The organism is Variovorax sp. P4_B10 (genome assembly GCF_056402375.1).
The window spans coordinates 1-24114 of sequence record NZ_JBFUHN010000093.1 but is presented as its reverse complement, the minus strand read 5'-3'; the positions used below and the strand labels follow the sequence as shown (position 1 = coordinate 24114).

Below are 24114 nucleotides of genomic sequence, written 5' to 3'. Positions count from 1 at the left end.
GCTCTGGAATGCGGCGATGGCCTCGTCCAGCGCGGCCTCGTCGAATTCGGGCCAGAGCTTGTCGCTGAAGAACAGCTCGGCGTAGGCGCTTTGCCAGAGCAGGAAATTCGACAACCGCTGCTCGCCGCCCGTGCGGATGAACAGGTCGGGATCGGGCACATGGGCCAGCGCCATCGCGCGATCGAGATTGAGCTCGGTCAATGGCTGGCCCTGCTCGGCGAGCTTGGCCGCAGCCTGGGCAATGTCCCAGCGCCCGCCATAGTTGAAGCAGACATTGAGCACGAGTTTCGTGTTGTGCGCCGTGGTTTCCTCGGCCCCGACCAGGCCGGCCACCATCTTGGCGGACAGGCCAGCACGTTCGCCGACGAAATGCAGCCGCACACCGTCACTGCTCAGGCGCGGCACCTCGCGCGCCAGCGCGCCCACCATCAGCTCCATGAGTCCGGAAACTTCTTCGACGGGGCGGTTCCAGTTCTCCGAAGAGAACGCGAACACGGTGAGAACGCCCACGCCGCGGTCGGCGCAGGCCTTGACGCAGCGTCTCAGCGATTCGACCCCCTGCTTGTGCCCCGCCACGCGAGGCAGGAATCGCCGCGTCGCCCAGCGGCCGTTGCCGTCCATGACGATGGCAACGTGGTGGGGAATGCGCGGCAACGAAGAGGCCATGACAAGCCTCAAACGGCCATGATCTCCGCTTCCTTGGCCGCGACCAGGCGGTCGATTTCCGCGATATGGCGGTCGGTGACCTTCTGGATTTCGGCTTCGGCACGCTTCTGGTCGTCCTCGGACGCCAGCTTGTCCTTCACCAGCTTCTTGACCGATTCGTTCGCATCACGGCGCAGGTTGCGCGTGGCGATCTTGGCGGTTTCGCCTTCGTTGCGAACCAGCTTGGTCATTTCCTTGCGGCGCTCTTCGCTCATGGCGGGCAGCGGCACGCGGATCAGGTCGCCCATCGACGCGGGGTTCAGGCCCAGGTCGCTTTCGCGGATCGCCTTCTCGATCTTGGCGCCCATGCCCTTTTCCCAGGGTTGGACGCTGATGGTGCGCGAGTCGAGCACCGACACGTTCGCCACCTGGCTCAGCGGTACTTGCGAGCCGTAGTACTCGACGTGGACCGAGTCGAGCAGCGCCGAGTTGGCACGGCCGGTACGGATCTTGGTGAGGTTGTTCTGGAATGCGGCGAGCGACTGATTCATCTTCGCGTCGGTCGCATTGCGGATGTCTGCAATGGTCATCTCAAATACTCCTAGGCATGCACCAGCGTGCCCTCGTCCTCGCCCATCACGACACGTTTCAGCGCGCCGTTCTTGAGGATCGAGAACACCTTGATCGGCAGCTTCTGGTCGCGGCACAGCGCAAAGGCCGTGGCGTCCATGATGCCGAGATTTTTCGCGATCGCCTCGTCGAAACTCAGCGAGACGTAGCGTGTTGCATCGGGGTTGGTCTTGGGGTCGGCGGAATAGACGCCGTCCACCTTCGTCGCCTTGAGCACCAGCTCCGCGCCGATCTCGGCGCCGCGCAGCGCGGCGGCCGTGTCGGTGGTGAAGAACGGATTGCCGGTACCGGCTGCGAACACCACGACCTTGCCCTCTTCGAGGTACTGCAAGGCCTTGGGACGCACATAGGGCTCGACCACCTGCTCGATCGCGATGGCGGACATCACGCGGGCCACCAGGCCCTGCTTGTCCATCGCGTCGGCAAGCGCCAGCGAATTCATGACGGTGGCCAGCATGCCCATGTAGTCGGCGGTGGCGCGGTCCATGCCGACCGATCCGCCCGCGACGCCGCGGAAGATGTTGCCGCCGCCGATCACGACCGCTACCTGGACGCCCATGTTCACGACCTCGGCCACTTCCTGGACCATGCGCACGATGGTCGCGCGGTTGATGCCGAAAGCGTCGTCGCCCATTAACGCCTCTCCCGACAGCTTCAACAAGATTCGCTTGTGGGCTGGGCGGGCATCAGACATGGGCAATTTCCTTGAGTTGGCTGGAACGAGTGTAAAACGTAGCGATGAAAAAACGACGGCACGCGTGGGCGTACCGTCGCTGGAGCCGCAAAGGCTTAAGCAGCAGCCTTCGCCGCTGCGACTTGTGCGGCAACTTCGGCAGCGAAGTCGTCAACTTTCTTCTCAATGCCTTCGCCGACCACGTACAGGGTGAAGCCCTTGATTGTGGTGTTGGCGGCCTTGAGCATCTGCTCGACGGTCTGCTTGTCGTTCTTCACGAACGGCTGGTTGTGCAGCGAGACTTCCTTGAGGTACTTCTGCACGCCGCCTTCGATGCGCTTGGCAACGATGTCGGCCGGCTGCGGCTTCTTGCCTTCGGCTTCGGCCGTCTTGCGGTCTTCCTCGGCCTTGCCGGCGGCAACAGCGCGCTCTTTTTCGATCAGGTCGGCGGGCACGTCGGCGGCCGAGATGGCGACCGGCTTCATGGCGGCGATGTGCATCGCGACGTCCTTGGCCGGGGTGTCGTCACCCTCGAACTCGACCATCACGCCGATGCGCGTGCCGTGCAGGTACGAAGCCAGCTTGCCGTTGCCCGTGAAGTGCTTGAAGCGGCGGAAGCTCATGTTCTCGCCGATCTTGCCGATCAGGCCCTTGCGCACGTCTTCGAGCGTGGGACCGAAGCCGTCCTGCTCGTAGGGCAGCGCGCCCAGCGCAGCGATGTCTGCGGGGTTGTTCTTGGCGACCAGCATTGCCGCGGCGTTGGCCAGGGCCAGGAAGCTGTCGTTCTTGGTGACGAAGTCGGTTTCGCAGTTGATTTCGATCATGCCGCCGGCAGCGCCGTCGACATAAGCCGTGACCACGCCTTCGGCGGTGATGCGGCCCGACGCCTTGCCAGCCTTGTTGCCGAGCTTGATGCGCAGCAGCTCTTCGGCCTTTTCCATGTTGCCTTCGGCCTCGGTCAGGGCCTTCTTGCACTCCATCATCGGCGCGTCGGTCTTTGCGCGCAGTTCGCCGACCATGCTTGCGGTGATTGCAGCCATTGTTGTATCTCCGTAAATCCAAAAATCAGGTTAAAAAAAAGGGGCACCAAAGCCCCTTCTTCAGGCTCGCGAGCGCGCCAATCAGGCCGAAGCGCTTTCTTCGACTTCGACGAATTCGTCGCTGTTGCCTTCGGCGATGGCCTTGACCACGTCACCGGTGGCGCTGTTGCGGCCCTCGATGATCGCGTCGGCGATGCCGCGTGCGTACAGCGTGACGGCCTTCGACGAGTCGTCGTTGCCGGGAATCACGTAGTCGATGCCTTCGGGCGAGTGGTTGGAGTCCACCACACCGATCAGCGGGATGCCGAGCTTCTTGGCTTCGGCCACCGCGATCTTGTGGAAGCCCACGTCGATCACGAAGATGGCATCGGGCAGCGCGGTCATGTCCTGGATGCCGCCGATGTCCTTCTCGAGCTTCTCGATCTCACGCGTGAACGTGAGCTGCTCTTTCTTGCTCAGGCTGTCGAGGCCGGCTTCCTGCTGGGCCTTCATGTCCTTCAGACGCTTGATCGAGGTCTTGACGGTCTTGAAGTTGGTCAGCATGCCGCCGAGCCAGCGGGTGTCGACGAAAGGCACGCCGGCGCGGCGGGCTTCAGCAGCCACGATTTCACGGGCCTGGCGCTTCGTGCCGACCATCAGGATCGTGCCGCGGTTGGCCGTGAGCTGCTTGGCGTACTTCATCGCGTCCTGGAACATCGGGAGCGACTTTTCCAGGTTGATGATGTGAATCTTGTTGCGATGGCCAAAGATGAACGGAGCCATCTTGGGGTTCCAGAAGCGGGTTTGGTGACCGAAATGGACACCGGCTTCCAGCATTTCGCGCATGGTGGTCGACATTAGAAATTACTCCAAAGGTTGGGTCTAAAATCCAGCCCGTTTTGCGCCCCTTTTCGAATGGGATCACAACACCTTGATTGGGCCGGTTTGCGGATGTGTTTGGCTGGATGCAACGGGAGCCGTCGCTCGACCAGCGAAACCCAAAGAGTATAGCACGGCCGCTGCCCTCCTTCCCCTTGAACCGAGCCGCCCGCGGCACCTGCAGCACCCCATGAACGACCTTCACGCCACCCGTCTCGACCTCCAGGCAGGTGGCTCCGATGCGCGCACCGAAATGGAGCACGCCATCGAAATTTCCCAATCCCCGGCCTGCGCCCACGTTTTCACCCGCACGATGTTCGACGAGGCCCGGCAGGGCGCCGCCGACGCGGCCGCGGAAAGCCGGCTTGCCGGCCTCGCCTTCACCGCCAAGGACTTGTTCGACATCGCAGGCCAGCCGACACCCGCTGGTTCCTTGGTGCTGTCCCATGCGCCCGCAGCCAAGGCCGACGCCGTCGCGGTGGCGCGGCTTCGTGCAGCCGGCGGCGTGCTCACGGGGCGCACCAACATGACCGAGTTCGCTTTCTCGGGTGTGGGCGTCAATCCGCACCATGGGACGCCAGCCAATGCGAGCGACACGGTCACGCCCCGGATCCCGGGCGGCTCGTCCTCGGGCGCCGCGATCTCGGTCGCCAGCGGCGCTGCCTTCATCGGCCTGGGCTCCGATACGGGTGGCTCGATCCGCATCCCGGCCGCACTGAACGGCATCGTCGGCTTCAAGAGCACGGCCCGCCTCGTGCCGACCGACGGGGCGCTGCCGCTCTCGGCCTCACTCGACACCGTCTGCGCCATGACGCGCTCCGTGCGCGATGCAATCACCGCACACGAAATCCTCTCGGCGCGGCGCGTGACGGCCGGCGCCGCACCGCTCGCGGCCTACAGGCTGGCCGTCGTGAAGAACGTGTTCTTCGACGGCATCGAACCTGCCGTGGCCAGCGCCTTCGAACGCACGCTGAAGACGCTTCGCGCCGCGGGTGCCCGCATCGAAGAGCTCGAGCTGCCCGAACTGGCCGACCTGCAGTCCATCAACGCCACCGGCGGCTTCTCGGCGGCCGAATCCTATGCCTGGCACCGCCTGCTGCTGGAGCGCAGCGGCGCCGGCTACGACCCGCGCGTGGCGCAGCGCATCCTGCGCGGCGCCGGCATGAAGGCGCACGAGTACATCGATCTCGTCAATGCCCGCCGCGACTGGATCGCCCGCATCGAGACGGCGCTTGCGCCCTTCGATGCCGTGCTCTCGCCAACCGTACCGATCACCGCGCCGTCCATTGCCAGCGTGGCGCCGGGCGCCGAGCGCGACGATGAATTCTTCCGCGTCAATGCGCTGCTGCTGCGCAACCCGTCGATCGTCAACATGCTCGACGGCTGCGCCATCTCGTTGCCCTGCCACGTCGTCGGCGAATTGCCCGTCGGCCTGATGCTGTGGCACGCCGCACTGCATGATGACGCCGTGCTCGCCATCGCCCTGCAGGCGGAGCGAGCGCTGCAAAAATAATAGCTGTCTGCGCCCTCCCTACAGGCGCCAGCTGCCTCATTTACCTCAGAAAAATCAATGAAAATCGCGATCGTGGGCGCCGGCATCATCGGCGTCACCACCGCTTGGGAACTGGTCTCCGACGGCCATGAAGTGACCGTGTTCGAACGCCGTGGTGCCGCCGCGGAAGAAGCAAGTTTCGCCAACGCCGGCGTTGTGGCGCCGGGCTATGTCACGCCGTGGGCTGCACCGGGCATGCGGCTCAAGGTGCTGCGCTCGCTGCTCTCCTCGCACGGCGCCATCAAGCTGCGCTGGCCGCTGAGTTCGCGCGACCTCGGCTGGATGTCGCGCTGGCAGAAGGCCTGCAAGCTCGAAACCTATCTCGCCAACCGTGCCCGCATGCAGCGGCTGGCGTTCTACAGCCGCACCCGGCTGCACGAGGTGACCGAAGCACGCGAACTCAGCTACGAGCGCAGCGACGGCTACCTGGTGCTGCTGCGCTCCAAGCGCGAAAAAAAGCTGATCCAGCCCGGACTCGAGGTGCTGCGCACAGCCGGCAGCGTCTTTCGCGAAGTCGATGCCGACGAGGCACGGCGGATCGAACCCGCGCTCAGCGCCGACACGCCTCTCGCGGGCGCCATCCATCTGCCGGAAGACGAGGTCGCCAATTGCCGCCAGTTCGCGTTGCTGCTCAAGTGGGAGGCCGAGGCGCTCGGTGCGCAGTTTCACTTCAACTGCGACATCGCGCCGCTGAGCCGCGCCGCGCCGACCTCGCTGTCGCTCGCCAGCGGCTCGGAAGCGTTGCGCTTCGACGCCGTGATCGTGTGCGCCGGCCTGGCCTCTGCCGCGCTGCTGCGGCCTCTGGGCCTGCGCATTCCGCTCGCACCGGTCTACGGCCACTCGGTCAGCGCACCAGTGCGCGAGCCGCTCAATGCGCCGCGCAGCGCGGTGATGGACGAGCGCTACAAGGTCGCCATCTCCCGCCTCGGCCAGCGTGTGCGCGTGGCCGGCAGCGCCGAGATCGGCGGCTCGCTGGACACGATGAATCCGGCCGCGATCCAGACGCTCTACAAAGTGTTGCACGATTGGTTTCCGGGCGCTGCCACGCTGCAATCCGGCGTTCAGCAATGGAAGGGGGCGCGGCCGATGCTGCCCGACGGCCCGCCGGTGCTGGGCGCCAGCGGCATTCCGGGCGTGTGGCTCAACCTCGGCCATGGCTCAAGTGGCTGGGCGTTGTCGTGCGGCAGCGCACGCGTGCTGGGCGACCTGATCGGCGGACGCGACCCGGGCGTGGACCTCGAAGGCCTGGGCGTCGAACGGCTCAATCCCTAGGATCCCACCGCCGAAGCATTTCAGGGCTTGGCGGCTGCTCGGCCGGCAGATCGCGTTCCGCCGGCGGCCTGAGTCTCTGGGCAACCCATCCCAGCAGGCCGGGCGCGATCAGCGTGAAGAACGCCAGGCACAGGGCATAAACACCAGCCACCAGCAAGCGGAGCACGAGGGGAAGGGCATCCACCGGCACGTCGAGCCAGCGAATCACGCCAAAACCATAGCCGACACCCGCGACCCAGGCCACATCGCGCAACGGTCTCCATCGCATCAGGTCGGCCAGCAGGAGGACGCTCCACACGACGCCCAGCAACCCCAGGCCCCACACCACCCCGCTCTCCCACGCCATCGCTGCGATCACGAAGAAAACGAATCCCCCGAACAGGAAGACCAGCAGCCAGCCAAGGCTCTTGAGCATCATTCATCGATCATAGGGCGGCAAAATGGCCCGATGAAACGCATCACGCCCGCCACCGTCGCCGACCTGTTCGACATCGCGGCGACGCGCCGCATCGAACAGGCCGCTGCAGCCACACTGCCCGCTCACGCACTGATGCAGCGCGCTGGCCTTGCCGTGGCACGGCTGGCGATGGCGCTCGCACCGCATGCGCGCACGATCTGGATCGCCTGCGGGCCGGGCAACAACGGGGGCGACGGCTTCGAGGCCGCTGCGCAATTGCAGCATCGGGGCCGCATGCCGATCGTCACTTTCGTGGGTGATGAAAATCGACTGCCGACGGATGCCAAGGCATCGTTGCAGCGCGCTCGCGATGCCGGCGTGATCTTCGCGCCGAAGCCCCCTGTTGCGTACGAACTGGCCATCGACGCACTGCTCGGCATCGGGGCGAGCCGCCCCCCCGAAGGCGTCATGGCCGAATGGCTGCAGGAGATGCACGCATCGGCGCAGCCAGTGCTCGGCATCGACGTTCCGTCCGGGCTGAACGCGGATACGGGCGTACTGCCCGACAGCATCGGAGCCCGCGCCGACACGCCCCGCTTCTGCCTGACTTTCCTGACCCTGAAGCCCGGCCTGTTCACTGCACAGGGCCGCGATGCGGCGGGCACGGTCTGGTTCGACGATCTGGGCTGCGGCGGCACCGACGAGTCACCGAACGCGCGCCTGGCGGGCGAGCCCGGAGTTCGGCCGCGCCTCCATGCATCGCACAAGGGCAGCTACGGCGATGTCGCGGTGATCGGCGGCGCGCCGGGCATGGCCGGCGCCGCATTGCTGGCCGGATCGGCCGCGCTGCACGCGGGCGCAGGCCGCGTGTTCGTCGGACTCCTCGATCCGAGCGCCGCCCCGGTCGACACCGCACAACCCGAACTGATGCTGCGCAGTGCCAACGCGCTCGATCTCTCGGGCATGGCGGCGGTCTGCGGCTGCGGCGGCGGCACCGACGTCCGCACGGCTCTGCCACGCGTGCTGGCGACGGCGGCTGCACTGGTGCTCGATGCCGACGCACTCAACGCCATCGCCGCCGACAGCGCGCTGCAAACGCAACTGGCATCGCGCGCGCGACGCGGAAGGCCAACCGTGATCACGCCGCATCCGCTCGAAGCCGCACGCCTGCTGGGCTGCACGGCAGGCGACATTCAGGCAGACAGGCTGGCGGCGGCCCGCCAGCTCGCATCGCGCTTCGGCGTCGTCGCCGTGCTCAAGGGCTCCGGCACGGTGATCGTCGACGACAGCGGCGCACCACCGGTGCTCAATCTGACCGGCAATGCCAGGCTCGCGACCGCAGGCACCGGCGACGTGCTGGCCGGCATGATCGGCGCCGCACTGGCCGCGCAACAACCGGCCCTCGAAGCGGCACGCGAAGCCGTCTGGCGCCACGGCCACATTGCCGACACATGGCCGGCCGACGCAGCCCCGCTCACGGCCGGCACGCTGGCGCGCCAGGCGCCTTTTTGACGAGGTTCTAGCCGCGTCCGACGAAGGGCATCTTCGTCGCCATGATCGTGTGGAACAGCACGTTGGCTTCCAACGGCAGGTTCGCCATGTAGAGCACCGACTGGCCCACGATCTTGACGTCGATCAGCGGCTCGATCGCGAGTTCGCCGTTGGCCTGCGGCACGCCCTTGGCCATGCGCGCGGCCAGCTCGGTCATGGCATTGCCCACGTCCACCTGCCCCACGGCGATGTCGTACTTGCGGCCATCGAGCGATGCCGTCTTGGTCAGGCCCTCCACCGCGTGCTTGGTCGCGGTGTAGGCCGCGGAGTTCGGCCGCGGCGCGGTGGCCGAGATGGAGCCATTGTTGATGATGCGGCCGCCCATCGGCGTCTGCGCCTTCATCGTGCGGAATGCCTGCTGGATGCAGAAGAACATGCCGCTCAGGTTGATGTCGACCACACCCTTCCACTGCTCGGGCGTCCAGTCCTCGAACGGGCCCGGCGGGTTGCCCACGCCGGCGTTGTTGAACAGCAGGTCGACACGGCCGAAGCGCTCCACGGTGGCGGCGAACAGCGCCTGCACCGACTCGGCGTTGGACACATCGGTGGGCACCGCGAAGGCGCGCGCACCGGCACCCGATTCTTCGGCCACCTGCTCCAGCGGCTCGAGGCGGCGCCCCGCAAGGGCCACGCTCCAGCCGTCGCCCAGCAGCGCCAGCGCGGCGGCCCGGCCGATGCCGGAACCCGCGCCCGTGACGATCGCGATGCGGCCCTTGTTGTTGCTTTCAACGCTCATGCTCAATGTCTCCTTCTCGGCTGGTTTTCTGTCGTATAGGGGTGATGCTTGTCATCCGCGGCGGGGCTTGCGCCCTTTCATCTTGTTGGCGGCCTTCTTGACCGCCGACTTGAAGGCCTGCATGGCCGACTGCGGCCCGGCGGCAACCGCGACCGCGCCGCGGTCCGATCTCTGCTCGCTGACCGCCTCGGCCTTGTRGCGCGAGCTGCGCTTGGCCGATGCCTTGACCGGCACGCCGCCGGATGCGCCCTTGTCCTTCATGGCCCGCGCCGTCAGGTCTTCGCCTTCGCGCACGAGGCGGAAGTCGATCTTGCGGCCGTCGAGGTCGACGCGGCTCACCTGCACCCGCACGCGCGTGCCGATGGCATAGCGGATGCCGGTGCGCTCGCCGCGCAGCTCCTGGCGCATCTCGTCGAACTTGAAGTACTCGCCGCCGAGTTCGGTGATGTGGACCAGGCCCTCGACATACATCGCGTCGAGCGTGACGAAGATGCCGAAGGTGGTGGCCGCCGTGACCACGCCGCCGTATTCCTCGCCCAGATGCTCGCGCATGTACTTGCACTTGAGCCAGGCCTCGACGTCGCGGCTGGCTTCGTCGGCGCGACGCTCGTTGGCGCTGCAATGCAGGCCCGCGGCTTCCCAGGCCAGCACTTCCTTGCTGGGCGCGACGGTCGCTTTCTGTGGCTTGTTCGTCGGCGCTTTGACGCGCGAAGCGAGCCGCTTGGCCAGCTTCGCATGCGCCTCGCCCGGCGTCGGCAGCATCGGCAGCTGGTAGCGCGTCTTGCCGAGGATCGCCTTGATCACGCGGTGCACCAGCAGGTCCGGATAGCGCCGGATCGGGCTGGTGAAATGCGTGTACGCCTCGTAGKCCAGGCCGAAGTGGCCACTGTTGATCGGCGTGTAGATCGCCTGCTGCATCGAGCGCAGCAGCATGGTGTGGATCTGCTGCGCGTCGGGGCGCTCCTTGGTCGCTTCGGCAATCGCCTGGAACTCGCCGGGCCTCGGGTCGTCGGTGATGCTCAGGCCGACCCCCATCGCCTTCAGGTAGCCGCGCAGGATTTCCTTCTTCTCGGGCGTCGGGCCTTCGTGCACGCGGAACAGGCCCGGGTGCTTGCCTTCGGCGATGAAGTCGGCGCTGCAGACGTTGGCCGCGAGCATCGCTTCTTCAATCAGGCGGTGCGCCTCGTTGCGCGTGCGCGGCACGATCTTCTCGATGCGGCCGGCATCGTCGCAGATGATCTGCGTCTCGGTGGTTTCGAAGTCGACCGCACCGCGCTTGCCGCGCTGCTTGAGCAGGGCCTTGTAGACGTCGGCGAGGTTGAGCAGATCCTTGACGCGGTCCTTGCGTTTCGCAGCCTCCGGGCCGCGCGTGTTGCCGAGGATCGCGGCCACTTCGGTGTACGTGAAGCGCGCGTGGCTGAACATCACGGCCTGGTAGAACTGGTAGGCGTAGATCTCGCCATCGGCGGCCACGAGCATGTCGCAGACCATGCAGAGGCGCTCGACCTCCGGGTTCAGCGAGCAGAGGCCGTTCGAGAGCTTCTCGGGCAGCATCGGGATGACGCGGCGCGGGAAATACACGCTGGTGGCGCGGTCGTAGGCGTCGATGTCGATCGCCGAGCCGGTCTGCACATAGGCGCTGACGTCGGCAATCGCGACCAACAGGCGCCAGCCCTTGCCCCGGCCCACCTTCGCGGGCTCGCAGTAAACGGCGTCGTCGAAGTCACGGGCGTCCTCGCCGTCGATGGTGACGAGCGGGATGTCGGTCAGGTCGACGCGGCCCTTCTTGTCGGCGGGGCGAACCTTCTCCGGCAGCGCCTTGGCCTCGGCCAGGCATTCTGCGGAAAACTCATGCGGCACGCCGTACTTGCGCACGGCGATCTCGATCTCCATGCCGGGGTCGTCGATCTCGCCCAGCACTTCTTTCACACGGCCCACGGGTTGGCCGAACAAGGCCGGCGGTTCGGTGAGCTGCACCACGACCACCTGTCCCACCTTGGCGGGACCGGTCGCCCCCTTGGGAATCAGGACGTCCTGGCCGTAGCGCTTGTCCTCGGGGGCGACGAGCCAGATGCCGCCTTCATGCAACAGGCGGCCGATGATCGGCTGCTCGGGGCGTTCGATGATTTCAACCACGCGCCCTTCGGGACGGCCGCGCCGGTCCTGCCGCACGACACGCGCCTTGACGCGGTCCTTGTGCAGCACTGCACGCATCTCGTTCGGTGGCAGATAGATATCCGCCTCGCCGTCATCGCGCTGCACGAAGCCGTGCCCGTCGCGATGTCCTTGAACGGTGCCTTCGAATTCATCCAGCAAGCCGCTGGAAGTGACATTATTTTTGATATGATCTCCTTCTTTCCTGAAATTCAAAACGTACTTGCTTTTGCAGGTATGTGGGCCCAGATGGCGGAATTGGTAGACGCACTAGTTTCAGGTACTAGCGAGTAACATCGTGGAGGTTCGAGTCCTCTTCTGGGCACCAAGTTTAAACAGACCCTTACCGGGTCTTTCGATTCAAGCCACCGGCCTCCGGTGGCTTTTTTCTTGCCTGTTCGAATCGGCATCGAACGGCCCACGCACCACTCGCCACCACCAACCGATTGCTTCCGCGCCGCGGAATCGCAATCTCCGATTTGGTATACTCGTAGGCTTTCCTGAAAAGCACCGCATAACTGCTCCGGCAGGTATGAGGCCCAGATGGCGGAATTGGTAGACGCACTAGTTTCAGGTACTAGCGAGTAACATCGTGGAGGTTCGAGTCCTCTTCTGGGCACCAAGTTCAAACAGACCCTTACCAGGTCTTTCGATTGAAGCCACCGGCCTCCGGTGGCTTTTTTCTTGCCTGTTCGAATCATCAAACAGGCAGCGCGATCAGGTCATGCCCCTCGGCGCCCACAATGCGCGCACGGGTGAATTCGCCAACCTTCAGCGTCTTGCTGATCTTCTCGGGCGGCAGCAGCCGCACGGTACCGTCGATCTCCGGCGCATCGGCATACGTGCGCCCCACCCCGCCCTTGCGGCCCATGCCCGGCGCCGAATCCACCAGCACCTGCATCGTCGAGCCGACGCGTTTTTGCAGCTTGGCGATCGATACGGCCTCGGCCACTTCCATGAATCGGGCTCGGCGCGCTTCGCGCTCAGGCTCGGGCAGCATGCCCGGGATGCCGTTGGCGGTGGCACCTGCGACCGGGCTGTAGGCAAAGCAACCGGCGCGGTCGATCTCGGCTTCGCGGATGAAGTCGAGCAGGTGCTCGAACTCCTGCTCCGTCTCACCCGGGAAACCGGCGATGAAGGTGCTGCGAATCACGAGCTCCGGGCACACCTCGCGCCAACGCGCCAACCGCTCCAGATTCTTTTCGCCGCTGGCCGGGCGCTTCATGCGCTTCAGCACATCGGGGTGGCTGTGTTGCAGCGGCACGTCGAGGTACGGCAGCACCTGGCCACTCGCCATCAGCGGAATGATTTCGTCGACGCTCGGGTACGGGTACACGTAGTGCAAGCGAACCCAGGCGCCATAGGGCTCTGCAATTTCGCCGAGCGTGCGCACCAGTTCGAGCATGCGGGTCTTGACCGGCTTGCCGTCCCAGAAACCGGTGCGGTATTTGACATCCACACCGTAGGCCGAGGTGTCCTGGCTGATCACCAGCAGTTCTTTCACGCCGCCCTCGAACAGGGCCTTGGCCTCGCCGAGCACGTCACCCACCGGCCGGGACACGAGGTCACCGCGCATCGAGGGAATGATGCAGAAGGTGCAGCGGTGGTTGCAGCCTTCGCTGATCTTCAGGTACGCATAGTGGCGCGGCGTCAGCTTGAGGCCGGCGATGCCAAAGGTGTTGGGCACCAGGTCGACGAACGGATCGTGCGGCTTGGGCAGGTTGGCGTGCACCGCGTCCATCACCTCCTGCGTGGCATGCGGGCCAGTGACGGCCAGCACGCTGGGGTGCATCTGGCGCACCAGATTGCCGCCCTGGTCGCCGGTCTTGGCGCCCAGGCAGCCGGTGACGATCACGCGGCCGTTCTCGGCCAGCGCTTCGCCGATGGTGTCCAGGCTTTCCTTCACCGCATCGTCGATGAAGCCGCAGGTGTTGACGATCACCAGGTCGGCGCCTTCGAAAGTCTTGGCGGTCTGGTAACCCTCGGCGCTCAGCTGGGTCAGGATCAGTTCGGAATCGGTCAGGGCCTTGGGGCAGCCCAGGCTCACAAAGCCGACCTTGGGGGCGGCCGGCGTGGCCGTACGTTCGGGGGAGGCAACTTCGCTCATATACCTCTATTGTCCCAGCTATCGGTGACAGCCGGGCAATCATTGGGAAACCGTCGCCTTCGGGCGGCCGGGCGGTGCTCAGGGGCGCTTGATGCCAAAGGCCCCCAATACCTGTTCGGTGTTTTTCTGCATCTGCTCCTGCATTTGCAGGAAGACATTCTTCGATTGCTCGACGTAGTTGCCCATCAAACCCTGGAGCATCGGCGACTGCATGGTCATGAAGCGCGACCACATTTCGGGGGTCAGACCCTCGGCTTTTTCAGTCAACTGAGCCTGGACCTCGGTCATGGCCTGGATGTTCTTCTCGAGGTACGGCCCCATGTAGCCCTGCATCGCCTGGCCATAGAAACGGATGATGTTGGCCAGCACCTGCTCGGTGAACATCGGTGCGCCGCCCGCTTCTTCTTCAAGAATGATCTGCAGCAGGATGCTGCGCRTGAGGTCGTCGCCGGTCTTCGCATCGCGCACCACGAACTGGGCATTCTGGATGACCAGCTGCTTCACCTCGGTGAGCGTGATGTACGTGGATGTCTCGGTGTCGTAGAGCCTTCGGTTGGGGTACTTCTTGATTACACGCTGTACCGGTTTGACCCCGGACTTCTTGCTCTGCACTGCGGACTCCTTCACATGGACGCCCATGTCATCGGATGATTCTAGGGAGCGGTTTTGCTGCATCGCGACAAGGTTTACCCTGACCGCGTGCTGCGCCTTCAGTCCTGCGATGTCGCGTACTCGGCGCCGCATGCATGGCAGGCGGCCGTCTCGGGGCGTTCTTCGGTGGCCTCGCGAAAGCGCAGCGGACTCTTGTGCCCGTAGACCACCCAGCAGCGCGGACAGTGCTCCTGCCCCACGGTCGGCAGGTAGGCGCGTGCGCGCTGCTCGGCGCGCTCCTCGGTCACCGGCACACCCTGGCGCTGGGCGCGCGCCACCTCACGTGCGGCCATGGTGTCGGTACGGCCACTTGCCTGGTCGTTGATGCCATAGACCGCGCGCGCAAACTCGACGGGAGCCTGCCGCAACAATGCGGCAACGCGCATGTCGGCATGAGCCYGATCAACCAGCGTTGATCGCGTATTCATCGGATCGCTTATCAAGAAATTGGGAATGCGTTTGCAGAACGGCCAAGGTAGCACAACAACATGGCCATGGTCTTTGTCTGCATCACCACAAGGGACGATTAAGACACCGGGGAACCCGGTGAAAGCTCTGTTCAACAGACCCGGTGGTTGGCCGGAAGTTGAAACAGAAATTGGTAGGCGCGATTGGACTCGAACCAACGACCCCCACCATGTCAAGGTGGTGCTCTAACCAGCTGAGCTACGCGCCTAAGGATGTGTCCGAGAAGCAGCTATTGTAGCAGGAGAAAACGCGTTTTTCAGCGACGACGTGCAGATCGCACACCGGCAACTGCCGTGACGATGCCAAGCACCTGCGTCAGCCGCGCCGCATCGGCGATTTCCACAGTGAAGGTCATCCACGCCGTGCCCTTGACCGACTGCGTCTGCACGCCGATCACATTCATCTTCTCGCGTGCGAACACGTCGGAGATGTCGCGCAGCAGACCCTGGCGGTCGGCCGCTTCGACAGCGACATCGACCGCATAGACCGGCGCCTCGCCGCCCTTCTTCGTGGTTCCCCATTCGACATCGATCACGCGCTCGCCATCGCGTGCGGCCATCGTGCGGAAGTTGCTGCAATCGGTGCGGTGAACGCTGACACCATGGCCCCGCGTCACGAAGCCCCTGATGGCATCGGGCGGTGCAGGCTTGCAGCACTTGGCGAGCTGCGTCATCAATGAAGACACGCCCACCACCAGCACGCCGCCCTTGCCGGACTTCTCGCTGCCGCGCGCCTTCTTGATCTGCACGCCATCGTCGGGGCTCGGCGCCGGCTCCGGCGGACGCAGCAATGTCTCGATGTTGCGCAGCGAGAACTCGTCCTTGCCGACCACTTCGAACAAGTGATCGGCCGATTTGAAGCCGAGTTGCGAAGCCAGGTCCTCGAGCCGCACGGCGGTCTTGCCTTCGCGCTGCAGCAGCTTCTCGACCGCCTCGCGCCCGCGCGCCACGGTCTCGTGCGTGATCTGCGCGTTGAACCATGCGCGCACCTTCGCGCGCGCACGGTGGCTGGCCAGGTAGCCGAGCTCTGCATTGAGCCAGTCGCGCGACGGACCGCCTTCCTTGGCCGCGATGATCTCGACCGTCTGCCCGTTCGACAGCGGCGTATTGAGCGGCACCATCGCCCCATCGACGCGTGCACCGCGGCAACGATGGCCGAGCGTGGTGTGCACGGTGTAGGCGAAGTCGACCGGCGTCGCCCCTTGCGGCAATTCGACGATGGCCGCATCCGGCGTCAGCACATAGATGCGGTCGTCGAACAGGCCCTGGCCCTGGAGGCCGCCCGAAAGATCGCGCTCCCATGCCAGCAGCTGCCGCAGCACGGCGATCTTCGCGTCGTACTCGCCGCTCGCCCAGACGCCTGCGTAGCCCTTGTGCCCCGCTTCCTTGTAGGCCCAGTGCGCGGCCACGCCGTGCTCGGCGTGGTCGTGCATTTCCTCGGTGCGGATCTGGATCTCGATGGGCTTGCCCGGCTTGCCATCCACCAGCTCGCGCACCACGGTGTGCAGCGACTGGTACCCGTTCGGCTTGGGCCGGGCGATGTAGTCGTCGAACTCCTCGTCGATCGGCTGGAAGTGGGAGTGCACCCAGGCCAGCGCGGCATAGCAATCCTTGACATCGGCCACCACCACGCGCAGCGCGAGGATGTCGAACACCTGCGCGAAGTCGAGCGACTTGCCGCGCATCTTCTTGACGATGCTGTAGATGTTCTTGGGCCGCCCCTGCACAGCGGCATGCACGCCTTCTGCCTGCAGTTCATGTTCGAGCTGCGAGCGCAATTGCTCGATATGGCCTTCGCGCTCGATGCGCTTCTCGTCGAGCAGACGTGCAATCAGCTTGTAGGTTTCAGGCTCGAGGAAGCGGAACGAAAGATCCTCGATCTCCCACTTCACCTGCCAGATGCCCAAGCGGTTGGCGAGCGGCGCAAACACCTGCAGCGACTCGCGCGCCACGCTCTCGGGCGCGGGCTGCTTGCTGGCGGCCGCATGGCGCAAGGTCTGAAGACGAGAAGCAAGCCGCAGCATCACGACGCGCAGGTCGCGCGAGAACGCGAGCAGCATCTTGCGCACGTTCTCGGTCTGCGCACCGGCACCTTCCGCCAGGTGGTGACCCTGCGAAGCCGAGCGTGCCTGTTCCTGCACGCGGACCAGCTTGGTGGTTTCGACCGCGAGCGCAGCGAAGTTGTCGCCGAACACCTTGGCGATCACCTCCTGCGGGCGATTCAGGTGCTGGCACGAATAGACGAGATAGCTCGCCGCCTGCATGGCCTCGGAGCCGCCCATCTTCGCGACGATGGCGGCCACTGCATCGGCATGCGCCAGCGTGTTCTCGCCCGTGTCGAGTTTTTCATCGGCGATCAGCGGCTCGGCAAACGCGCGGGCGCGAGCGAGCATGTTCTCGATCACCGGGGTGCGGTCGGCCGTTGCGGYGGACAACGGGTAATCGACCACAGCGGTGTCGGACAGGGGTGCCGTCTGGAGGCTCGAGGACTCGCGCTTCACGCTTCTTCACTCACTCAATCGAACAGGAAGGAAGTGACGACCGCGACCTGCGCGGGATCGATGAAGGTCGGCGCATGGCCCACACCCTTGAACTCGACCAGCGCCGCCTTGGGGCCGCGCTGCGTCATGGCCACGGCCGTCTCGTGCGACAGCAGGTCCGACTCGGCCCCGCGTGTCACCAGCGTGCGCGCGGTGATGGCGTCGTACAGGCTCCACATGATCGCCCCGCCCTGCGCCGCCCCTTCGGGCGTGATGGCACGCAACGCCACGGCAATGGCCGGGTCGTAGTGAAGCCTCCACGGACCGGCACTGTTGTCGTCACCGACTTCGACCTTGGCGGCACCGTTGGCCGTGCGCTGCGATTCGGGCACCACCATGTGCTGCGAAAGCGCCAGCCACTGATCCGGCGTGTGCGGGCCGAAGGTGGTCGACAGCGCCCACATCGCATCGGCCGCCTCCTGCACGCTGCCATAGCGGCCGCCCTGCCCCACGTAGGCCGCGATGCGCTGCAAGGCAACGGGTTCGATGGTCGGGCCGACATCGTTCGCGATGAAGCGGTGTATCGGTCGCGCCAGCGGCAGGTCCTTGTGGCCTGCCAGCACGACGCCGATCAGCCCGCCCATGCTGGTGCCCAGGTAGTCGAAGGTGTCGATGGCCTGCTCGCGGTGCAGCTGTGCCATCAGCGCCACCATGTCGGCCGCATAGACGGGCACTTGGTAAAAAGCAGGATCGCGCAGCCAGTCGCTGCGCCCGCGCCCCGCGACATCGGGACAGATCACGCGCACATTGCCGCCCGCACGCGCCACGATGGCCTGAGCCAGTACATCGAAGTCGCGCCCTTGCCGGGTCAGTCCGTGCACGCAGACCACGACATGCGCACTGCGCGCGTCGCCCCATTGCCAATAGGCCATGCGATGGCCGCCCTGGGCGTCATCGCACGCCACGTAATGAAGCGTCGGTTCTGTCATGAAAACGGAGTCGTCCTGGTGCGGATAATGGTCTCGTTGCATCCTAATTCATCCGGAGATTGATCTTCATGCTCAAAGGCAAAACCGCGCTTGTCACGGGGTCCACCAGCGGCATTGGCTTCGCCATTGCCAAGGCGCTCGCGCAGCAAGGCGCACACATCGTGCTCAACGGTTTCGGCGATGCCGAAACCCCCAAGGCCCAGATCGAAGCGCTCGGCGTTCGCGCGGAGTACCACGGCGCCGACATGGGCGAGCCCGACCAGATCGAGGACATGATGAAGTTCGCCGCGTCGAAGTTCGGCCGTGTCGACATCCTCGTGAACAACGCCGGCATCCAGCATGTCGCCAAGGTCGAGGACTTTCCGGTCGAACGTTGGGACGCCATCATCGCAATCAACCTCACCAGCGCATTTCATACGACGCGCCTGGCGATTCCCGCGATGCGCGAGGCCAACTGGGGCCGCGTCATCAACGTCGCATCGGCCCATGGCCTGGTCGCCTCGGCGCAGAAGTCGGCCTATGTGGCGGCAAAGCACGGCATCGTCGGCTTCACCAAGTCGGTCGCGCTCGAAACCGCGACCACCGGCATCACCAGCAACGCAATCTGCCCGGGCTGGGTGCTGACGCAGCTGGTGCAGAAGCAGATCGACGACCGCGGGGCACGCGAAGGCATCTCGGCCACGCAGGCGCAGAACGATCTGCTGGGGGAGAAGCAGCCTTCGCTGCAGTTCACCACGGTCGAGCAGCTCGGCGGCCTCGCGGTCTTCCTGTGCTCGCCCGCCGCCGACCAGGTCCGCGGCGTGGCCTGGCAAATGGACGGCGGCTGGACCGCGCAGTAATCGGGCCTCCCGGCTTGGCCTTGGGGCGGCCCGACGGCGCCCGCCGGTGCGTCTTACTTGAGTTGCACCGACCCCGAGACGCTCACGATCACGCTGGTCTTGCCGGCTTCGACCGGCACCGCCGAATCGGCCGAGAACGACTTGGCCTGCATCGCCATCACGCGCGGACGGATCGGGCCGCCGTCGTTCGCGTTCACCGACACCTCGCGCAGCGTGTAGCCGCCGAAGCCGAAGCCCTTGGCCAGCTCGTTGGCCTTCTGCTTGAAGTTGTCGATCGCGATGTTCTGCGCTTCCGTCTCGGTCTTGGCGCGCTGCTCGCGGCTCAGACCGAAACCGACATTGCCCACGCTGAGCGTGGTGATGCGGCCGGCCGTCTGCGTGATGCGCGGAAAGTCACGCCCCTCGAGCACCAGCTCGGTCGAGCCCTGCCAGCCGTTGATCTTTCCGTCCTTCGTGTAGCGCGGCGACAGGCTGAAGTTGCCGGTGCGCACATCGAGCTGGCCGGGCTGCGCGTTCTTCTTGGCTTCGCCGAGGGCGGCGTCGAGCGCGGCCTTGAGCTGGGTCTGCACGGTAGCTGCATCGGCCGCGTCGCGCGTGGTCACGAGGGTCATGCTCAGCAGGTCCTGCTGGACCTCGACCGTTCCGGAGGCCGTGAGCTGGAGCACGTTTTGCGGTATCGGGGTAACCACGTTTTGGGCCAGTGCGGAGCCGGCGGCGGCCAAAACGGCGCAAACGGCGAGCAATTTGATGGTTTTCAAGACAAGAGACTCCCTGGGTTGATGGCGAGGAACACCCGCGCCAGAACCCTCAGGGGCGCTGGCTGCGCGGCGCGGTCAGCGACCGGACGGCGGGCATCGGTGCCGGCGCGATTCGCTCGGCTGGCTGCGATTCTGCCGAATTCGCCCTGGGCCCTCCCCTCGGCGACATCCACTGGCCCCGGACCTGCTGCCGCAACTCGAACAGCTCGGCGGCGGTCAGCCGCCTCCCGGCGGCGGCCTCCTCGCGGCGAATCTCCTCGCGCTGGGCAGCCCGGTGGGCCGCTACCGCATCGCGCACTTCACTGCGGCGCACCTCGCCGACCCTGAAAAAGTCGCCGGAGACGGCCCACGTCGGGCCGCAGGCGCAGGCAAGAAGCAATGGCAGTGCGGAAAAAGGGAGTCTCATTGAGCATTTGTCATAAGGCAGGGGAACTTTGCCACCTCTGAGCGAACGCCGGATGACCAGACGGCGAGCGTCCGCAAGTTTTGTAACTTAGTGTCAAACCATAAGTAAATCTGGCTCGATGGGGTGCTAACGCCTTCAGAATCGGCGCTGTTACAAATTCAACGTTGTAGAAATGACTCAAGTTCCCGCTCGCACCGACAAGATCGTGATCGTCGACGACGACGCCCGCATCCGTGATCTGCTTCGCCGCTACCTGACCCAGGAAGGTTTCGAGGTGATCGTGGCCGAGGACGGCAAGGCGCTCAACCGCATCCTGTTGCGCGACACGGTCGACCTGATCGTGCTCGATCTGATGATGCCCGGCGAAGACGGCCTCTCGGTCTGCCGCCGCCTGCGCGCCGCCAACGACCGCACGCCGATCATCATGCTGACCGCCAAGGGCGAAGACGTCGACCGCATCGTCGGCCTCGAAGTCGGCGCCGATGACTACCTTGGCAAACCTTTCAACCCCCGCGAACTGCTGGCCCGCGTGCATGCCGTGCTGCGCCGCCGTCCGCCGCTGGAGGCGCCCGGCGCCCCCTCGACCGAGAACGAGACCGTCACCTTCGGCCCATTCGCGTTCGACCTCGGCTCGCGCACGCTCAAGAAGGACGGCGAGGAACTCTCGCTGACCACTGGCGAGTTCGCGATGCTGAAGGCGCTGGTACGCCATCCCCGCCAGCCGCTGTCGCGCGAAAAGCTCGCCCAGCTGGCGCGCGGCCGCGAATTCGAGCCTTTCGACCGCAGCCTGGACGTTCAGATCTCGCGTCTGCGCAAGCTGGTCGAGTCCGACGCCGCGGCGCCGCGCTACATCCAGACCGTCTGGGGCGTCGGCTACGTGTTCGTGCCGGACGGCACGGCCTGACGCACCGCTGAAAGGTGGCCATCGGCCAATCCGCCAGACCCGGCCCGGCGCAGGAGGACGGCGCGCAGGTCACGATGCCGAGCCCTCTCGAGGGCAGCGGCACGCGCGACCGCCGCCCCGGCCTGAAGGTCGGCTTCAGCCTTTTCTGGCGCACCTTCTTCCTGCTCGCGCTGCTGCTGATCGGCTGTACGGTCGCCTGGCTGCAGACCTTCCGCTCGCTCGAATACGAGCCGCGCGCCATCCAGACCGCGCACCAGATCGCCTCGCTCGTGAACCTCACGCGCGCGGCGCTGGTGTATTCGGACGCCATCACGCGGGTGTCGCTGATCAAGACGCTGGCCGACCAGGAGGGCGTGCGCATCCTGCCGCGCGAGCCCAACGACCGCTTCCAGCCCTACACCAGCGGCGCACTCGACCTGCGCGTGACCGAGGAGCTGATCGACCAGCTCGGCGAAGGCACTACGGTGGCCAGCCGCGTGAACGACGAGGCGGGTCTGTGGATCGGCTTCACCATCGAGAGCGACACCTACTGGCTGCTGCTCGACCCGACGCGCTTCAGCCGCGTGGGCGGGCGCACCTGGCTGGTCTGGCTCAGCACCGCGATGGCGCTGTCGCTGGCCGGTGCGGCGCTGATCACGCGGCTGATCAACCTGCCGCTCAAGCAGCTGTCGCGCGCGACCATGCAGGTGCGCGAAGGCGAGTACGAGGCGCACCGGCTCGACGAGCGCGCCCGCACCAACGAGATCCGGGCGGTCAACATCGGCTTCAATCGCATGGCGGACCAGCTCGCCAAGATCGAGCAGGACCGCGCCATCATGCTGGCCGGCATCTCGCATGACCTGCGCACGCCGCTCGCCCGGCTGCGCCTCGAAACCGAGATGAGCGTGGCCGACGAGGATGCGCGCGACCACATGGCCGCCGACATCGCCCAGCTCGACGCGATCATCGACAAGTTCCTCGACTACGCCCGCCCCGACCATGTCGATCCGCGGCCCGTGCTGCTGCGCGACGTGGTCGATGCCTGCACCTACGCGGTGCAGGACTACGAGGAGATGAACATCAAGGTCGAGGTGCCCCTCGACCTGCGGGTTCTGGGCGACGAGGTCGAGCTCACCCGCGTGATCTCCAACCTGGTCGAAAACGCCCGCCGCTACGGCAAGACGCCGTCCACCGGCGTCGCGGACGTCACGATCCAGGCGCAGGCGAACAACGACGCGGTGCTGATCAAGGTGCGCGACCACGGCGCGGGCGTCGAGCCCGCCCTGCTCTCGCAGCTCACCAAGCCCTTCTTCCGCGGCGATGCGGCGCGCACATCGGCAGCCGGCGCAGGCCTCGGCCTGTCGATCGTGGCGAAGAACATCGAACGCATGGGCGGCACCTTTGCGCTCACCAGCACGCCAGGACGCGGGCTCGCGGCCCATATCCGGATGCCGCGCGCCATGCCGGTGCCCAGGCCCGGCGAGATACCGGGCGGCAAGAAGCCCGGCTGATTCGGCGCCTCAACGGTGGAGCAGGACCACCGCGCGAGCTTCCATCGCGCGCCCTTCGCCCACCGGGCCCAGCTTCTCGGCCGTCTTGGCCTTCACGTTGACCTGGTCGAGCGCGATGCCCAGCGTGTCGGCAATGCGCTGGCACATGGCCGGAATGTGCGGTGCGAGCTTCGGCGCCTGCGCGATCACGGTGCTGTCGACATTGCCGATCTCCCAGCCGGCCGCACGCACGCGGCGCGCCGCCTCGGCCAGCAGCACGGCCGAGTCGGCGCCGCGGAACTGCGCGTCGGTGTCGGGAAAGTGCCGGCCGATGTCGCCCAGCCCCGCACCGCCGAGCAATGCATCGGTGATCGCGTGCAACAGCACGTCGGCATCCGAATGCCCCAGCAGGCCGGTGGTGTGCGGCACCTCGACACCGCCCAGGATGAGCTTGCGCCCGGCCACGAGCTGGTGAACGTCCCAGCCTTCGCCGACGCGGATGTTGAAGGGTACGGCCGTCATGCGATGCCTTTCTTGCGGCCGAGCAGCACGGCCTCGGCCAACGCGAAATCTTCGGGGAAGGTCACCTTGAAATTCTGCGCACTGCCGGGCACCAGCAGCGGTGAAAGGCCGATGGTCTCGATGGCGCTGGCCTCGTCGGTCACCGCGTCGCCCACGCGTTCCAACGCGTCGAGCAGCATGCCGATGCGGAACATCTGTGGCGTCTGCGCCAGCCATTTGTCGGCCCGCGAGAGAGTCTGGGAGACGCGGCTGTCGGTCGAGGACACCTTCAGCGTGTCGGCCAGCCGCAGCGCCAGCAGGCCGCCAACGGCATCGTGCTCGCAGGCCGCGATCAGCGCCTCGATCTGGCTCGAGGTGATGAGGCAGCGCGCCGCGTCGTGCACCAGCACCCAGTCGTGCGCCCCCGCGCCCTTCTGGCGCAGTGCCGCGAGACCGTTGCGCACCGTGGCCGCGCGCGTCACGCCGCCCACGCGCAGCAGGTGTTCATCGTTGGCCGGAAAGCGTGGCAGCGCCATCTGCACCTCACGGTCGTCCGGCGACACCACCACCGCCAACCCGGCAAAGCGGCTTGCCAGCGAGCGGAAAGCCTCCACCGTGTGGGCCACCATCGACAGCCCCGCGAGCCGCTGGTACTGCTTGGGCTGCACGCCGCCCGCGCGGTGGCCGGTGCCGGCACAGGGAATCAGCACGAAAAATCGGGAAGAAGACATGAGGTGCAGCACAGGCCAACGGCCGACAAGCGGATAAGGGGCCGCCATTCTAGAATCGACCTTCGCACACCCCTCGCCAGCCGGCGCGGGGTGTTGTGCATTTTCATGAGGGTCTGGTCACACTATGCAAGGGGTCGCGAAGCTCGCCACAGCCCGCCCATCAAGGCGCGTGACGCCGTGCGTGCGTCCGCACGCACAAGGAACGCAACGCCGAGGGGCGGACTGTGGCGAGCTTCCCTTCGGGTTGCTTCGCAAAGGGGCCGTCTGCGGCGTTGCCCGCGCTTGCAAGGCCAAAGCCTTGCTG

Annotated in this window: 23 protein-coding genes and 3 tRNA genes; 8 read left to right on the top strand and 18 right to left on the bottom strand. The window is 65.8% G+C overall.

Features of this window, described 5'->3' with window-relative positions; translation table 11 throughout:
- From uppS to rpsB, 5 genes are all read right to left on the bottom strand, one after another.
- A partial coding sequence (gene uppS, locus AC1DXX_RS29155; protein ID WP_478137689.1) for a polyprenyl diphosphate synthase occupies positions 1–666 on the bottom strand: 666 nt, incomplete at its 3' end.
- 8 nt (positions 667–674) lie between these two features.
- The gene (gene frr / locus AC1DXX_RS29150; protein WP_435464691.1) at positions 675–1235 is read right to left on the bottom strand and encodes a ribosome recycling factor; all 561 of its coding nucleotides are present in this window, start codon (positions 1233–1235) and stop codon (positions 675–677) included.
- Positions 1236–1246: 11 nt separating this feature from the next.
- On the bottom strand, positions 1247–1969 hold the full coding sequence (gene pyrH, locus AC1DXX_RS29145; protein WP_478137688.1) for a UMP kinase: 723 nt from the start codon (positions 1967–1969) through the stop codon (positions 1247–1249).
- A gap of 95 nt (positions 1970–2064) precedes the next feature.
- Positions 2065–2988, bottom strand: coding sequence for a translation elongation factor Ts (tsf, locus tag AC1DXX_RS29140; protein WP_478137687.1), 924 nt, complete (start codon positions 2986–2988; stop codon positions 2065–2067).
- An 81-nt stretch (positions 2989–3069) separates the two neighbouring features.
- Positions 3070–3825, bottom strand: a complete 756-nt coding sequence (rpsB, locus tag AC1DXX_RS29135; protein ID WP_478137686.1) for a 30S ribosomal protein S2 — start codon at positions 3823–3825, stop codon at positions 3070–3072.
- Between the two features lie 211 nt (positions 3826–4036).
- Between rpsB and AC1DXX_RS29130 the strand changes: the two genes are divergently transcribed.
- Together AC1DXX_RS29130 and AC1DXX_RS29125 are read left to right on the top strand one after the other, a co-directional pair.
- On the top strand, positions 4037–5359 hold the full coding sequence (locus tag AC1DXX_RS29130; protein ID WP_478137685.1) for an amidase: 1323 nt from the start codon (positions 4037–4039) through the stop codon (positions 5357–5359).
- Between the two features lie 57 nt (positions 5360–5416).
- The gene (locus AC1DXX_RS29125; RefSeq protein ID WP_478137684.1) at positions 5417–6670 is read left to right on the top strand and encodes a D-amino acid dehydrogenase; all 1254 of its coding nucleotides are present in this window, start codon (positions 5417–5419) and stop codon (positions 6668–6670) included.
- Here the strand turns inward: AC1DXX_RS29125 and AC1DXX_RS29120 are convergent.
- The gene (locus AC1DXX_RS29120; RefSeq protein WP_478137683.1) at positions 6660–7088 is read right to left on the bottom strand and encodes a hypothetical protein; all 429 of its coding nucleotides are present in this window, start codon (positions 7086–7088) and stop codon (positions 6660–6662) included. The two genes, AC1DXX_RS29125 and AC1DXX_RS29120, sit on opposite strands and share 11 nt — an antisense overlap.
- Before the next feature lie 30 nt (positions 7089–7118).
- Here AC1DXX_RS29120 and AC1DXX_RS29115 point away from each other — a divergent pair, with 30 nt between their 5' ends.
- Positions 7119–8579 carry an NAD(P)H-hydrate dehydratase gene (locus tag AC1DXX_RS29115; protein ID WP_478137682.1) on the top strand — a complete coding sequence of 487 codons (1461 nt, stop codon included), beginning with the start codon at positions 7119–7121 and terminating at the stop codon, positions 8577–8579.
- Positions 8580–8586: 7 nt separating this feature from the next.
- Here AC1DXX_RS29115 and AC1DXX_RS29110 read toward each other — a convergent pair whose 3' ends face one another.
- The gene (locus AC1DXX_RS29110; protein WP_478137681.1) at positions 8587–9354 is read right to left on the bottom strand and encodes an SDR family oxidoreductase; all 768 of its coding nucleotides are present in this window, start codon (positions 9352–9354) and stop codon (positions 8587–8589) included.
- A 51-nt stretch (positions 9355–9405) separates the two neighbouring features.
- Positions 9406–11670 (bottom strand): ribonuclease R, encoded by a 2265-nt coding sequence (rnr, locus tag AC1DXX_RS29105; RefSeq protein WP_478137680.1) that lies wholly within the window; start codon positions 11668–11670, stop codon positions 9406–9408.
- A gap of 81 nt (positions 11671–11751) precedes the next feature.
- Here rnr and AC1DXX_RS29100 point away from each other — a divergent pair.
- Both AC1DXX_RS29100 and AC1DXX_RS29095 read left to right on the top strand, forming a co-directional pair.
- Positions 11752–11836: transfer RNA gene (locus AC1DXX_RS29100), tRNA-Leu, on the top strand.
- Between the two features lie 209 nt (positions 11837–12045).
- Positions 12046–12130 (top strand) — tRNA-Leu (locus AC1DXX_RS29095).
- 78 nt (positions 12131–12208) lie between these two features.
- Here the strand turns inward: AC1DXX_RS29095 and rimO are convergent.
- The 6 genes from rimO to AC1DXX_RS29065 all read right to left on the bottom strand — a co-directional run bounded on the left by rimO (position 12209) and on the right by AC1DXX_RS29065 (position 18244).
- Positions 12209–13615 carry a 30S ribosomal protein S12 methylthiotransferase RimO gene (rimO, locus tag AC1DXX_RS29090; RefSeq protein WP_478137679.1) on the bottom strand — a complete coding sequence of 469 codons (1407 nt, stop codon included), beginning with the start codon at positions 13613–13615 and terminating at the stop codon, positions 12209–12211.
- A gap of 78 nt (positions 13616–13693) precedes the next feature.
- A complete protein-coding gene (gene phaR / locus AC1DXX_RS29085; protein ID WP_478137691.1) occupies positions 13694–14254 on the bottom strand; it encodes a polyhydroxyalkanoate synthesis repressor PhaR in 561 nt (186 codons plus the stop codon).
- Between the two features lie 71 nt (positions 14255–14325).
- Entirely contained in the window at positions 14326–14694 is a 369-nt protein-coding gene (locus tag AC1DXX_RS29080; RefSeq protein WP_478137678.1) for a hypothetical protein, read from the bottom strand.
- Positions 14695–14865: 171 nt separating this feature from the next.
- Positions 14866–14942, bottom strand: a tRNA-Val gene (locus AC1DXX_RS29075).
- Between the two features lie 48 nt (positions 14943–14990).
- On the bottom strand, positions 14991–17234 hold the full coding sequence (locus tag AC1DXX_RS29070) for a RelA/SpoT family protein (RefSeq protein WP_478137677.1): 2244 nt from the start codon (positions 17232–17234) through the stop codon (positions 14991–14993).
- A 14-nt stretch (positions 17235–17248) separates the two neighbouring features.
- Complete coding sequence (locus tag AC1DXX_RS29065) at positions 17249–18244, bottom strand: alpha/beta fold hydrolase (protein ID WP_478137676.1); 996 nt, start codon at positions 18242–18244, stop codon at positions 17249–17251.
- Positions 18245–18270: 26 nt separating this feature from the next.
- Here AC1DXX_RS29065 and AC1DXX_RS29060 point away from each other — a divergent pair, with 26 nt between their 5' ends.
- Positions 18271–19041 (top strand): 3-hydroxybutyrate dehydrogenase, encoded by a 771-nt coding sequence (locus tag AC1DXX_RS29060; RefSeq protein WP_478137675.1) that lies wholly within the window; start codon positions 18271–18273, stop codon positions 19039–19041.
- A gap of 53 nt (positions 19042–19094) precedes the next feature.
- Here AC1DXX_RS29060 and AC1DXX_RS29055 read toward each other — a convergent pair whose 3' ends face one another.
- Both AC1DXX_RS29055 and AC1DXX_RS29050 read right to left on the bottom strand, forming a co-directional pair.
- Positions 19095–19799, bottom strand: coding sequence for an SIMPL domain-containing protein (locus AC1DXX_RS29055; RefSeq protein WP_478137674.1), 705 nt, complete (start codon positions 19797–19799; stop codon positions 19095–19097).
- Between the two features lie 49 nt (positions 19800–19848).
- Positions 19849–20205: a hypothetical protein gene (locus AC1DXX_RS29050; RefSeq protein ID WP_478137673.1), complete on the bottom strand. Its 357-nt coding sequence runs from the start codon at positions 20203–20205 to the stop codon at positions 19849–19851.
- A 172-nt stretch (positions 20206–20377) separates the two neighbouring features.
- Here AC1DXX_RS29050 and ompR point away from each other — a divergent pair, with 172 nt between their 5' ends.
- Positions 20378–21109 carry an osmolarity response regulator transcription factor OmpR gene (gene ompR / locus AC1DXX_RS29045; protein WP_007837017.1) on the top strand — a complete coding sequence of 244 codons (732 nt, stop codon included), beginning with the start codon at positions 20378–20380 and terminating at the stop codon, positions 21107–21109.
- A 74-nt stretch (positions 21110–21183) separates the two neighbouring features.
- A complete protein-coding gene (locus AC1DXX_RS29040; RefSeq protein ID WP_478137690.1) occupies positions 21184–22599 on the top strand; it encodes a sensor histidine kinase in 1416 nt (471 codons plus the stop codon).
- A gap of 9 nt (positions 22600–22608) precedes the next feature.
- On the opposite strand, the gene ispF is transcribed toward AC1DXX_RS29040, so the two are convergent.
- Positions 22609–23100: a 2-C-methyl-D-erythritol 2,4-cyclodiphosphate synthase gene (ispF, locus tag AC1DXX_RS29035; protein ID WP_478137672.1), complete on the bottom strand. Its 492-nt coding sequence runs from the start codon at positions 23098–23100 to the stop codon at positions 22609–22611.
- Positions 23097–23810 (bottom strand): 2-C-methyl-D-erythritol 4-phosphate cytidylyltransferase, encoded by a 714-nt coding sequence (gene ispD, locus AC1DXX_RS29030; protein ID WP_478137671.1) that lies wholly within the window; start codon positions 23808–23810, stop codon positions 23097–23099. The genes ispF and ispD overlap by 4 nt, the downstream gene beginning before the upstream one ends.
- Between the last annotated feature and the right edge of the window lie 304 nt (positions 23811–24114).